The organism is Candidatus Chlamydia corallus, from assembly GCF_002817655.1.
Classification (GTDB): domain Bacteria; phylum Chlamydiota; class Chlamydiia; order Chlamydiales; family Chlamydiaceae; genus Chlamydia; species Chlamydia corallus.
Genome location: NZ_NWQK01000002.1, coordinates 37,471 through 49,664 on the forward strand (window position 1 = coordinate 37,471; position 12,194 = coordinate 49,664).

Here is a 12,194-nt window from a genome sequence, read left to right on the forward strand (position 1 = left end):
TTCGCACTATGAATTTCAAACTGCCCGTCTATCATATTGGACTAACCAAAGCTGGAAACAATACTATTAAAATAGCAATTTTACAGAAAACATGTAAAGGATGGATAGTCTGTCATTGCGAACAAATTGCTGAGGGAGAGACTTGGTCTCCTCCAAAAAAATACTTTACAGCATCAACAACTTTTTCTCTGCAAGGTTCTGACATCCTAGTTAAAAGTTTTTCGTCGCTTCTTAAAAATAAAAAAAATATTTTAAAAGTAGCCCTCACCAATTTAGAAGCAAGTCTTGCTCTACCTTGGGCATCCCTAGTCGTACAACCACAACTAGGGAAACAGACAGATAAGGGAGAGACTCCTCTGACCCTATGGATTGCTCAGAAAAACACAATTAAAAAAGAACTCTCCTTGCTGTCACAAGCTCATATTTTCCCCGACAAACTCTCTTGTCGTGCTGCCGATATCTTTTTTTTAGCAGAACAGAGTCCTTTAAAAAGCCTGCCTGCATATTTTCTTGTCTATGGCGGCTCTGAAGAAGTCACTTGTATTTTTGTAAAAAATCATGCCATTGCCGTAGCACGCTCTTTTTCCAACTATTCAACGAAAAAAAGCTGTGACGACATCCACGCTACACTGCAATATATACAAGAAATATTCCCGCACACCATTCTTCCCGCTATCCACATAGCACAGGTATCACCCAATCTAAAAAAATCTTTGGAGCAGAAACTCTCTCTTCCTCTTGTGGTCTGTCAATCTATGACCTATGGAGTGGAAGACGAAGACTGGGAAATTTATGGAGACACTATTGCTGCTGCTCACCACGGAGCCTCAAAAAGGCCTCTGACTTTTCCCTATGACACAACATCAGTTTCTCCAGCAGCCCAAAAACATTGGCTGCTACGCTCCTCTCTGTTAATAGGGAAGTACGCCCTCTTTGCTACCATAGTAGTTAGCCTGGGGTCTGTCTTAAAACTGAAAGCTCTTTCTTCCTCCGCAGAGAGTCATTTTGCTCTTGCCTGTCCTGAAGAAGGCTCTCTACCAAGATCCTTAAAAGCTGCAGAAAAAACAGTCAAGGCAGTCGGAATGAAGAACTCTCTTTCACACTATCCACTCTTACCTACAATTCCTACAAGTGAACAGACATTAAAATTTCTTCTTGCCCTAGGGAAAGGAAGCCCTTCAATAAAATTCTCTTATTTCTCTTATACAATGACAAGCTATCCCTCAAAGGAGAACACTTCGCTTCCCTACAGCGCCCTAGTTGAGGTAAGAGGACAAGGTCAACCTGAAGACATTCCTCAGTTTTTGAAAAAAGTATCAAATCATCCAAAACTACATCATGTTTTAGAGTCTCTAGAAGACCAACGATCTTTTAAATTACAATTTACATTAAGCTCTTAGGATATCTTATGAAAAAATGGATCTCAGTTCTGGTGCTTAGTTTTCTGGCTCTCTTGAGTATACTTCCCATTGTAGCAATTACTACTAATCATGTTAAGATCTCCCAGCGCTGGGCAGATCTTAACTCCCGCATTCTTACATTGAAAGTGACAAGAGATCACGAAGATCTAGTGATCAAACATAATGCTCGCCTTTCTAAGGATCGTAATAACTTCTCGATAGAGAGCTTGAACGCCTCTTGCAAGCAGTTACACCCACTATCCAAAGAACGTCAGCGTTTAGACAAACTAAACTCAAACTCTCTGCTAGCACAAAGTAAAGAAGTTTGGGAAAGAAAACGTGCCCTAGATAAATCTAACCACCAGCTCCTCTGGACCTCGGAACAAATACACGATGACTTTGTTTTTATACGTCTAGCACAGGCCACTGAAATGGATAATGAAGATATCGAATCTCTACTTTCGCTTTTCAATCCAGAGAATCCCGACACCCCTTTAGTTTTCTTCACCCGTTGGAAAATGACTAAACAAATTACGCCTCTGGGAAATGAGGTTTGGTTAACACATGCTGAGGCTGTAAGTCGATGGATATAAAAAAACTATTCTGCTTATTTCTATGTTCTTCTTTAATTGCCGTTTGCCCCCTTGAAGGAAGAACGGGTGATTACGAGAAACTTACCCTCACGGGTATCAATATCATTGATAGAAATGGCTTATCAGAAACCGTTTGTTCTAAAGAAAAGCTAAAGAAATACGCTAAGGTAGATTTTCTTTCTCCCCAGCCTTATCAAAAGGTAATGAGAATGTATAAAAATAAGCGCGGGGATAACGTCGCTTGTTTAACAGCATACCATACCAACGGGCAAATTAAGCAATACCTCGAATGTATGAATAACCGTGCGTATGGAAGATATCGGGAATGGCATGTAAATGGGAATATTAAAATCCAAGCTGAGGTTATCGGCGGCATTGCTGATCTCCATCCCTCAGCAGAGTCTGGCTGGCTATTTGATCAAACAACATTTGCTTATAACGATGATGGTATCTTAGAAGCTGCTATTGTTTATGAGAAGGGTTTACTAGAAGGATCTTCGTTTTACTACCATATCAATGGGAAAATTTGGAAAGAGTGTTCCTATCATAAGGGAGTTCCTCACGGTAAATTCCTGACGTACACATCTTCAGGGAAACTACTCAAAGAACAGAATTACCAGCACGGCAAGCAACACGGGCCTTCTATTCGCTATAACGAAGGATCCGATGAAGAGGTCTTGGCGTGGGAAGAGTATCATGAGGGACGACTCGTGCAGGCAGAATACTTAGATCCCGAAACCCATGAAATCTACGCAAGTATAAATGACGGTAACGGCATTCAAGCAATCTATGGCAAATATGCTATTATAGAAACTATATCCTTTTCCCGAGGAGAACCTAACGGTAAGGTTTCCAAATTCGATTCCTCGGGCAAACACATCATTCAAATGTATAACCTTCTGCAGGGCTCGAAGCACGGAGAAGAATACTTCTTTTATCCCGACACAGGAAAGCCCAAGCTTCTTCTTAACTGGCACGAAGGAATTTTACAAGGGGTAGTGAAAACCTGGTATCCTTGTGGTACATTAGAAAGTTGTAAAGAATTAGTAAATAACAAAAAATCTGGGTTACTTACTGTATACTACCCTGAGGGGCAAATCATGGTAACAGAAGAGTATGACAATGATCTTCTAATCAAAGGAGAGTACTTCCGTCCTGGAGACCGTCATCCTTATTCTAAAATAGATCGTGGTTGTGGTACCGCTGTGTTTTTCTCTTCCGGGGGAACGATTACAAAAAAAATCCCCTATCAGGATGGCAAACCTTTGCTCAACTAGAACTTTTCTATGACTGATCCTAAAATAGAGAAATCTGCACTACGTAAAGTTTTTATCTCTATTCGCAACGGTCTCTCTGAAGAGCGCAAGCAAGAGGCCTCCTCTGCAGTGGCCTCTTTTGTTTATAGCTTTCCTAAGGATAGCGTTGTCCTTTCCTTTGTCTCTTTCAATTGCGAAATAGACATGAGAGAAGCAAATAGCGTGCTTATCCAAGAATTTACACTGGCTCTTCCCAAGATAAATGAAAATAGTCTCTGTCCTGTTCTCATCCCTTCCATAAAAGATCTATATTCTGTTTCTGGTCCTAAAGATATACTCGCCAACCAAAAACCGATCTCGAGTGATAAGATTACCCACGTGCTCGTTCCAGGCCTCGCCTTTGATCCGCAGGGATATCGTCTTGGTTATGGTCAGGGTTTCTACGATCGCTGGTTAGCACAACATCCCCGTATGTTAACCATCGGCATCGGCTACTTCGAACAAAAAATCAATAGACTTCCACAAGAAAGTCATGACGTTCCCCTCTCTCAAATCTATTTATGCTAGGAATTCGCTAAGGCTTTATTAATCTTTTGAAAATAGTTTTCCTTGTTAAAGTAATCTGGTCATCCAATAGATCTAATTTCCCACATTCATAATCTAAATATACTATCTAAAATTAAGGTCCTTGTATTCTAATTCTCTTCTTAAATTTATAGAGAAATAGTAAGAAAACTCAAAGCTACTTTTTGCCTTGACTGCCATGACAAATTCAAGTATGCATGAGAGCAAAACAATGCAGAATGATACACATCATCTAAAACCTTCCGCCCCAAATCTCTCAACTAATTATGGGAAGAGCTTCTATGTTTCTCTTGATTCTCAGAGAAACAGAACGATTTTCTGGGGAATATGGAAACAAGGAGCACCTACATGAATTTACCTGATAGAAAAAAGGCTCTAGAAGCTGCTGTTGCTTATATTGAAAAGCAATTCGGCACTGGATCTATTATGAGTTTAGGAAGACACTCTGCCACACATGAAATCTCCACGATAAAAACAGGCGCTTTGTCTTTAGATTTGGCGTTAGGAATTCACGGTGTTCCCAAAGGCCGGGTTATCGAAATCTTTGGTCCTGAATCGTCAGGGAAAACGACACTAGCAACCCATATTGTAGCCAATGCTCAGAAAATGGGAGGTGTTGCTGCCTATATAGATGCTGAACACGCTTTAGATCCTAGCTATGCTTCTCTTATCGGCGTCAATATCGATGATCTTATGATCTCTCAACCCGATTGTGGTGAAGATGCATTAAGCATAGCAGAATTGCTCGCTCGTTCAGGAGCTGTTGACGTGATTGTCATTGACTCTGTAGCCGCTTTAGTTCCCAAAAGCGAACTTGAAGGAGATATTGGTGATGTACATGTAGGCCTACAAGCCCGTATGATGTCTCAAGCACTACGCAAGCTCACCGCTACACTATCACGTGGCCAAACCTGTGCCATTTTCATTAACCAAATTCGAGAGAAAATTGGAGTGAGCTTCGGAAACCCAGAAACGACTACTGGGGGGCGTGCCTTAAAATTCTATTCTTCGATACGATTAGATATTCGCCGTATAGGGTCGATAAAAAGCAGCGACAATTCTGACATTGGAAACCGAATCAAAGTTAAAGTAGCTAAAAATAAACTCGCTCCTCCATTTAGGATTGCAGAATTTGATATCCTATTCAATGAAGGAATTTCTTCTGCAGGTTGCATCTTAGATCTTGCTGTCGAATATAATATTATTGAGAAAAAAGGTTCCTGGTTCAACTATCAAGAGAAAAAGTTAGGACAGGGAAGAGAATTCGTCCGTGAAGAACTTAAACGCAATAAAAAGCTTTTTGAGGAAATTGAAAAGCGCATCTATGAAGTGATCCTAACACCTAAAACTTCCTCTATTAATACTACTGAAGCAGCCCAAGAAGTTCCTGCTCAAGCAGTAGAAGCTTAGAATTTTGTAATTTTACCTAAAAAGTAAAGTTATTCTGTAGACTATCTTAAGATAAAAAACACCCTCTCTTAATAATTTAAAAGAGGGTTTTCTTTTTATTAATGTCATTAATTTTATTCTAGAATTGCAAAGATAACTAAAAACTACTTACAAGAACAACTCTCTGTTATGTCGATAAAAGAACTCAAAAAGTTCCACAAAGTATCTAAAACCTCTTGAGACCCTTGTAAAACAGCATCAGGATTTTCATTGCCCACTAAAGTTTTTAACATCTCCCGCTCTTCACTTGCATGTTTAATATCTGCATGCTGATGCACAGTAAAGTATGTGTAGCCTCGCGAAGAAATCCCAAAATATTCTTTTAAACCACGAATTTTCTCACCACAGACTTCAGGAATCTGACTCTCATAAGTATAAAGAGCTCCTAAACCAACAGCAATTGATGGCACGTCACATAAGCGACGAAATGTTGCTACCATATCTTTAGCAGCCTGACTGAATTGATGATTGGCAATCTCTTCTTCAGAAACTCCAAGAGAGAGAGCAAATTGCCTCCACAGATCTATATGGTTAGGATTTCCCGCCTCTTCATCCATGAGGTTTTCAAGAATTTGTTTCCGGATCATTAAATCATCACAACGAGAATGAAGCACTGAAAGATAACAAGGGAATGCTTTAATATGTAAATAATAATCTTTAGCATAAGCTTGAAGCTGTTTTTTCTCTAGCTTCCCTTCAGACCAACTCTGATAAAACGGATGCTTTAACATATGTTGATCTTTAATCTGCTTATCAAGTAGTGCTATCCAGGATTTCATAATACCTCAAAAGGTTTGTGTGAATGAGTTTTCCATGCTACAGATTGTAACAAAGGACCATATAAATCTTCATCTTCAGCTATTGCCAAGTCATTCATGTTTTCTAATGTAGTTGGAGATGAATGAAAGGTAACCTTGGGAGCTTCCTCGATAATAGCAACAGGAGTCTGCTCATCTCCTTCTCCCATACAAAGAACTGCTGCTGCTGATAAACCATCTAACAAATTGCTATAGGTCATCCTCAAAGGACGACCAAAACAATCTGGTTGTCCTATATAATTATATAAGGGAAAAAAGCCATTCCAACATAAGCCTAAACCCAGAGTTCCTCGACGCAAGGGTGTGGTATGACTATCTGATATAATGACTCCGCAATGTTCTAGCTGATAAAAATTTCTCAGCCAATCACCGAGAGTATTTACAGAAACCAAAAGATTCTTAGGATACAATACAAAATAACCATCAACATTGGACTCATCGATCCCCGCTGAAGGAATGAGTATTCCCGATTTCTTAGTTAGATAGATCCCGTATTTCTCTACAAATAGATGTGCATCTGCTTCTTGCTTTACTAATTCATCCTTAGACATCTTTTCAGTCTCTACAACAGCACCTTCACACAAAGAAATAATCTTAGATGTGATCACAACAATAGAGCGTTCTTTCAACTTAGGTAATGAAGACTCTAGAATAGAATACAGGCTATCGTGAGGATATATTTTCGGTGTTTTGACTGGGGTGATTTTCATAGTAACATGTTGTTATGTCTTGGGTATTTTTAAGCACAGTCTTTGTCCATGTTTCTAGCAAAGATAAAGGGAAAAACGTATCACCATCATATTTTTTCTTGATATGAGAAACAAAAAAATTTTGCACAATTTGATTCTCTAAAAAAAGAGAGTAAATCTCACCACCACCTATCAAAAATGTGAGAGAGGGAAGATCAAGAAGCATAAATTCTTCTAAAGAACTCACCCAAGAAACTCCTTCCGTTGCTTTTTGCTTCTCATGAGAAAATACTATAACTTGCCTATTAATAAAATACTTCCCAGGAAGCGTTCTCCAGGTCTTTTTTCCCATAACAATAGGAAATTCTTGTATTGTCTCAGAAAAAAACTGAAGATCTTCAGGATAATGCCAAGGCAGTTTTCCCTCTAAACCTATCACACCACGAGGATCGCAAGCGACAATTCCACTGACCTGTATGCTCATAAGTATCCGTACAAATGACTACTTTTTAAAATTAGACGCACACATAGCCCTCACAAGAAGCTGCCACTGATAAAGCTTTTTGATGGGCAGCGACGTTATGCACGCGCAAGTAGTCTACTCCCTGTTTTTGTAAGAGTATAGATAGGCCTACAGTTTCCCAATCACGATCCATAGGATCGTGATTGCCAAATAAAGATAAGAATGATTTTCGAGAATGTCCAATAAGAATAGGGCACCCTAAACGCCTAAATTTTGCAATTTCATGCAGCGTGGTTAAAGATTGGACAGCACTCTTCCCAAAACCTATCCCAGGATCAAAAATAACCTGATTTGCATTAAGCCCAGCATAAGAAAATTTCTCAAGTTGCTCCTCACCCCACCTCAGTAGCTGCTCGCCAGTAGGTATAGAAAACGATAAGGTATTTTTAGGATTTACGGGCAACGAAGACGAGTGATTCATAACCAAACATAACCCATAGTCTTTAGCAACCTCAGCCATAGACTGAGACCCTCCAGTAACATCATTGATCCACTGGATCGGATAGACATCCATAGCTCTAAGAATAATCTCAGGATAAAACGTATCTAAAGAAATTGCTGGGTATTGCTTTTTGTCTGACCAAGTTTCTGCTAGCAATCTTAAAACAGGCTCGAGCCGTTTCCATTCCTCATCTACAGATAAAAACTGCTTTACTTTAGGGTTTGTTGCCTGAGCTCCAAAATCTATAACTGCAGCACCTTCTGTAAATAATTTTTCAGCATGAGCAACTGCCTTACTTGACTCTAAAAACATGCCCCCGTCAGACATAGAATTGTTAGTAATATTCACAACTCCCATCAACAGAGCATCTGGAGATAAACTTCTGCGAATAGTGCCTGGAGGAGAGGGCAGGTTGTGTGCTAATTCTCCAAATGTAAGGTTATGATAGGGAGAGCCTTCAATGCAAAATCGGCGATAAGGACAAAGAGAAGCTATTAAAGCAATCAAAAAAGGACGCGACAATAAACCAGGGAAAGGAATTGTAGTCTGACTGTTATCACAACAAAAAGACTCATCACCATAAAGTAAAATATCTATATCCAAGACTCGAGGAGACCAGGGAGGCATTCCCTCTTCCCTGCCTACTACCCTCTCTATCTGTTTGATGGTAGATAACAACTCTTGCAAAGATAGTTTCGTTTTCCCTACAAGTACGGAGTTAAAATAGGGCAAGTTCCATTCTTGAGGAGATCCTGGTAATAACAAGGCTTCTGTTTCTAGAATTACCGAGCTACGCACATCTGAAATGGCTTGTTCGCTTAATAAAGTACGAGCACTCTGTAGATTTTTAAACCGATTACCTAAATTTGATCCTAAACTTAAGCAGACAAAAGTGAGCTCGGACATAGTTCTTTACTAATCTTAAATTTTATAGGATCTAATAAGTTAGGAACTGGGGGTCGCTCTTTTGCCACTTCTACCTCTATCTTGGAGACCTTCTCTCCAAAAGAGATCACCAAGCTATCAAATAATTCTTTAGCAAGATGTTCTATTAAAGCATAAGGTTTAACATGAACCACCTCTTCAATAAGAGAGGTCAGCTCTAAATAACAACAAGCATCTGAAAGCTTATCAGATATACAAGCAGATGGCACTTCAGTAGAAGAAAGAGTCACGGAAACAAGAACGGGCTGCTTAAAATGACGTTCTTCAACAGAACATCCTAAAAACAACCAGACACGAAAGTTCGATATAATTAATTGATAACGTTCTATAGCAATCACCAAATCAATGTTTTATTTATACAAGGCTATAAAAAATGACGTTTTCCTTAAAGACTATTTAGCTTTTAAGCCCTTAACCTTGCTAGTTCCCGTTTTTTCTTCCTCTAATAAGTCTAGGAATGCTCTCAATTGTTTAGATCGAATAGGATGTCGCATCTTTCTTAAGGCTTTCGCCTCAATTTGACGAATACGTTCACGAGTGACATTAAAGGCAGAACCGACTTCCTCTAAAGTCTTGGGTTTGCCGTCAAGAAGACCAAAACGATGGATTAAAACAAATCGCTCACGATCCGTAAGGGTCTTTAAAACCTCTTTCATCTTGTCTTTGAGCATAGAATAGCCCGTAGCCTCTGCAGGAGACTCTACAGCAGTATCCTCTAAGAAATCTCCAAAAGAACTTTCCCCACCTTCTCCAACCTCTGCTTGTAGAGAGATCGGGTGCTGAGCAATCTTATAAATTTCCCGCACACGATCAGGAGTCAATCCTAATTCTTCTGCCAGTTCTTCAGGAGTTGGTTCTTTGCCTGTTTCCATCATTAATTTCTTCGCTCCGCGAAGCACTTTATTGATGGTTTCAATCATATGTACTGGAATACGAATTGTTCTTGCTTGATCTGCAATCGCACGCGTCACGGCTTGACGAATCCACCACGTGGCATATGTCGAAAATTTATAACCACGGCGATATTCAAACTTTTCCACAGCCTTCATTAGGCCCATGTTCCCCTCTTGAATTAAATCCAAAAAGGAAAGCCCTCGGTTGGTATACTTTTTAGCAATAGAGATCACTAAGCGTAAGTTGGACTCGACCATCTCTTTTTTAGCTTCCTGGCTTTTATCCATCCAGCGCTGTAACATACGGACGTCTTTCTTAAATTCCTCTAAAGTTCTTCCCGCAGCAACTTCTCTTTTATACAGCTTACGCTTAGCAGCTGCCAGTTTTGCAGCAGCAAATTTATTTCTTTCTGCACGAACTTTTAAATCATTAATTTGCTGTTCTAATTGTAAGAAAGAATCGTAAGCTTTGAAAACAACTTCGCCAAAATCTTCGGTTACATTATGACGACAGTGGAAACAACGTAAGTATGCTTGCGTTCGGATACGACACTTCTCTAAATCGTCATTTAATTTAGCGGCGTCTTGTTTCGATAAATCAGGCTGTCTTAAAGCTAATAATAAAGTTTCTAAATAAGAATCTTCTTCCTTAAGCAAAGCAATCAATTTGGGAAGTAACTTAAGAAAATGCGTTTTATCTTCAACTTCTTTTTCAGAAATAATCTTATCAAAGCGTTCTTTGCCACTGATCAAATAGTGGGCTATGGAAATAGCTTCTTTAGCGGAATAACGAAAACGTAAAATAATTCGTTCAATCTGTACTTGAGCTTTTTCTATTCTCTTAGAAATTTCTACCTCTTCTTCTCTAGTAAGAAGAGGTACTGTACCCATTTCTTTCAAATACATGCGAACAGGATCATCAGGAGTTCCTTCGGTCCTCCTAGCTAAACCTTCAAGCTCTTTAGCTTCTTTTTTCTTCTCTTTCTGTCTTTCAACATCGATTTGATTTAAAACTTGAATATCCATTCCAGTTAAGAAAATCAACACTTGGTCAATTTGCTCTGGAGTGTCAAACGACATAGGAAGAATTTCATTGATTTCTTCGTAGGTGATAAAACCCTGTTCCTTAGCAAGAGCAACCAGCTCTTCTAACTTCTTTTGAGACTCTTCTTCTGAGGAAACTTCTGTAGCTTGGCTATTCTGTGTATTCATGAACAATTTTCTTACTTGGAATAAAACAAGGGGATTTCTAGCCTTAGGGGATAGTTTAGTCAAAGGAAGATAGGAAATCTAGGGATTTTTATCTTATATGCAGACGAAAATCAACATCTTATTAACAAGATCATGAAACTTTCCTCCTAGAACAAGAAACAATATCAATCCTGGAACACTTCCTTATGGAGGGGATAAAGAACCCCTAAAACATGGTAGCAAAGAGGACCTTTGTTCAAAGCCATTAAGCAATAACGAAAAGGAAGATGACCGTGTGACCTGGTTTTAATCACCAACCTACCAGAGCATTCTTCTCTAGAGGAATGAAGATCCTCCATCCACTGTTTCCCCCCAGAAATCACAATATCACTACCAAATTTTAAAAAATCCTCTACACAATACCCCGTCCACATTTTAAATAACGCATTAGCAAAAACTGCTCGTTGTGATTGACGAGCATAGACAAAAAGCATGCCAAGATTTTCTTCTCTTAAACTATCAAATAACTGACGGCATTCTAAAGAGTAATTATGCAAACTGGTATCTGTATGAAGATAGCGTGAAGCTGTTAAAGAAGAGGCTGCCTCTATATTTTCCGCCTTAAAAGCAATTTTTTTTAACTCACTAGATAATTGTAAAGAAATGTCTCCTGTAACAGCACTCGATTCTTGAGAAAGGATATTCTCTGCCATGTCTGATTCTAGTTGAAGGAGATTACGAATCTCATACATTAAATCTTGAACCTTATTCTCCAACTTTCCAATGTACACCTGCCGTTTATCTAGCATATTGCGCTGTTCAGCAAAAGTCGCTTGGTACTCATCGTTTAAAGCTTGCTGATATGCCAAAGTCTCTGCCAGCTCTCGGTTTAAAGCTTGTACGTCTTCTGTTTTTTCACTACATTCCTGAATTAAAGAATCTACCTGCATTTTTAAACATCGATTTTCTTCAGTTCTATGAGCTAACAAAGTCTCTAATTTTTGATTTTCACCCTTGGTTTTCATAAATAAACCTTGAAGATGAAATAAGTTATTTTTAAGTTTTTGACTTTGAATTTGCAGTTGAGCACTTTCTTGTTGGCGTTCTTCAAGAGATGCTCGAATCTGTCGCAACCCCTCATTATTTTCTGTTAATTTTCGAATTTTTGTTTGAAGAAGTTGGACAGCAGCGGTTTTTAATTGGTTTTCCCTACGCCTCAAGGCAAGAAACCAACCCAAAGAAGAAATTGTAGTGAAGACGAAATAGCCATAAATTTTTTGATTTATAGAAAGGAAGGGGTAGCATACTAAGGGAAGAAGGAGTGCTACTACTGGAAGAAAGTAAATCCAATATTTGAAATAGGTGTACAACCATTTCTTCACCAATAACATAAAAAATAAATCCTTATAT

12 protein-coding genes are annotated in these 12,194 nt (G+C 38.9%); 5 read left to right on the plus strand and 7 right to left on the minus strand.

Features of this window, described 5'->3' with window-relative positions:
* The first annotated feature begins 8 nt into the window (after window positions 1–8).
* The 5 genes from CMV32_RS02545 to recA all read left to right on the plus strand — a co-directional run bounded on the left by CMV32_RS02545 (window position 9) and on the right by recA (window position 5,244).
* Window positions 9–1,400 carry a hypothetical protein gene (locus CMV32_RS02545; RefSeq protein ID WP_100934385.1) on the plus strand — a complete coding sequence of 464 codons (1,392 nt, stop codon included), beginning with the start codon at window positions 9–11 and terminating at the stop codon, window positions 1,398–1,400.
* 8 nt (window positions 1,401–1,408) lie between these two features.
* Window positions 1,409–1,993 (plus strand): hypothetical protein, encoded by a 585-nt coding sequence (locus CMV32_RS02550; protein ID WP_100934386.1) that lies wholly within the window; start codon window positions 1,409–1,411, stop codon window positions 1,991–1,993.
* Window positions 1,984–3,270, plus strand: coding sequence for a toxin-antitoxin system YwqK family antitoxin (locus CMV32_RS02555; protein WP_100934387.1), 1,287 nt, complete (start codon window positions 1,984–1,986; stop codon window positions 3,268–3,270). The genes CMV32_RS02550 and CMV32_RS02555 overlap by 10 nt, the downstream gene beginning before the upstream one ends.
* A gap of 9 nt (window positions 3,271–3,279) precedes the next feature.
* Window positions 3,280–3,816: a 5-formyltetrahydrofolate cyclo-ligase gene (locus CMV32_RS02560; protein ID WP_100934388.1), complete on the plus strand. Its 537-nt coding sequence runs from the start codon at window positions 3,280–3,282 to the stop codon at window positions 3,814–3,816.
* A gap of 366 nt (window positions 3,817–4,182) precedes the next feature.
* Window positions 4,183–5,244, plus strand: coding sequence for a recombinase RecA (gene recA, locus CMV32_RS02565; protein ID WP_100934389.1), 1,062 nt, complete (start codon window positions 4,183–4,185; stop codon window positions 5,242–5,244).
* A 143-nt stretch (window positions 5,245–5,387) separates the two neighbouring features.
* Here the strand turns inward: recA and CMV32_RS02570 are convergent, their stop codons facing one another.
* From CMV32_RS02570 to CMV32_RS02600, 7 genes are all read right to left on the minus strand, one after another.
* Entirely contained in the window at window positions 5,388–6,062 is a 675-nt protein-coding gene (locus CMV32_RS02570; RefSeq protein ID WP_100934390.1) for a CADD family putative folate metabolism protein, read from the minus strand.
* Window positions 6,059–6,811: a putative folate metabolism gamma-glutamate ligase gene (locus CMV32_RS02575; RefSeq protein ID WP_100934391.1), complete on the minus strand. Its 753-nt coding sequence runs from the start codon at window positions 6,809–6,811 to the stop codon at window positions 6,059–6,061. Before CMV32_RS02575 ends, CMV32_RS02570 begins: the two co-directional genes overlap by 4 nt.
* The gene (locus CMV32_RS02580; RefSeq protein ID WP_100934392.1) at window positions 6,765–7,274 is read right to left on the minus strand and encodes a dihydrofolate reductase; all 510 of its coding nucleotides are present in this window, start codon (window positions 7,272–7,274) and stop codon (window positions 6,765–6,767) included. Before CMV32_RS02580 ends, CMV32_RS02575 begins: the two co-directional genes overlap by 47 nt.
* A 31-nt stretch (window positions 7,275–7,305) precedes the next feature.
* Window positions 7,306–8,661 (minus strand): dihydropteroate synthase, encoded by a 1,356-nt coding sequence (folP, locus tag CMV32_RS02585; protein ID WP_100934393.1) that lies wholly within the window; start codon window positions 8,659–8,661, stop codon window positions 7,306–7,308.
* A complete protein-coding gene (gene folB, locus CMV32_RS02590; RefSeq protein WP_100934394.1) occupies window positions 8,634–9,038 on the minus strand; it encodes a dihydroneopterin aldolase in 405 nt (134 codons plus the stop codon). The genes folP and folB overlap by 28 nt, the downstream gene beginning before the upstream one ends.
* Window positions 9,039–9,092: 54 nt before the next feature.
* Window positions 9,093–10,805: an RNA polymerase sigma factor gene (locus CMV32_RS02595; protein WP_420807398.1), complete on the minus strand. Its 1,713-nt coding sequence runs from the start codon at window positions 10,803–10,805 to the stop codon at window positions 9,093–9,095.
* A gap of 164 nt (window positions 10,806–10,969) precedes the next feature.
* Complete coding sequence (locus CMV32_RS02600) at window positions 10,970–12,175, minus strand: hypothetical protein (RefSeq protein WP_100934395.1); 1,206 nt, start codon at window positions 12,173–12,175, stop codon at window positions 10,970–10,972.
* Between the last annotated feature and the right edge of the window lie 19 nt (window positions 12,176–12,194).

Excerpts from the sequence above, each read along its gene's own strand:
- CMV32_RS02545 (WP_100934385.1), top strand. The coding sequence starts at position 9 with ATGAATTTCAAACTGCCCGTCTATCATATTGGACTAACCAAAGCTGGA.
- CMV32_RS02550 (WP_100934386.1), top strand. The coding sequence starts at position 1,409 with ATGAAAAAATGGATCTCAGTTCTGGTGCTTAGTTTTCTGGCTCTCTTG.
- CMV32_RS02555 (WP_100934387.1), top strand. The coding sequence starts at position 1,984 with ATGGATATAAAAAAACTATTCTGCTTATTTCTATGTTCTTCTTTAATT.
- CMV32_RS02560 (WP_100934388.1), top strand. The coding sequence starts at position 3,280 with ATGACTGATCCTAAAATAGAGAAATCTGCACTACGTAAAGTTTTTATC.
- recA (WP_100934389.1), top strand. The coding sequence starts at position 4,183 with ATGAATTTACCTGATAGAAAAAAGGCTCTAGAAGCTGCTGTTGCTTAT.
- CMV32_RS02570 (WP_100934390.1), bottom strand. The coding sequence starts at position 6,062 with ATGAAATCCTGGATAGCACTACTTGATAAGCAGATTAAAGATCAACAT.
- CMV32_RS02575 (WP_100934391.1), bottom strand. The coding sequence starts at position 6,811 with ATGAAAATCACCCCAGTCAAAACACCGAAAATATATCCTCACGATAGC.
- CMV32_RS02580 (WP_100934392.1), bottom strand. The coding sequence starts at position 7,274 with ATGAGCATACAGGTCAGTGGAATTGTCGCTTGCGATCCTCGTGGTGTG.
- folP (WP_100934393.1), bottom strand. The coding sequence starts at position 8,661 with ATGTCCGAGCTCACTTTTGTCTGCTTAAGTTTAGGATCAAATTTAGGT.
- CMV32_RS02595 (WP_420807398.1), bottom strand. The coding sequence starts at position 10,805 with ATGAATACACAGAATAGCCAAGCTACAGAAGTTTCCTCAGAAGAAGAG.
- CMV32_RS02600 (WP_100934395.1), bottom strand. The coding sequence starts at position 12,175 with ATGTTATTGGTGAAGAAATGGTTGTACACCTATTTCAAATATTGGATT.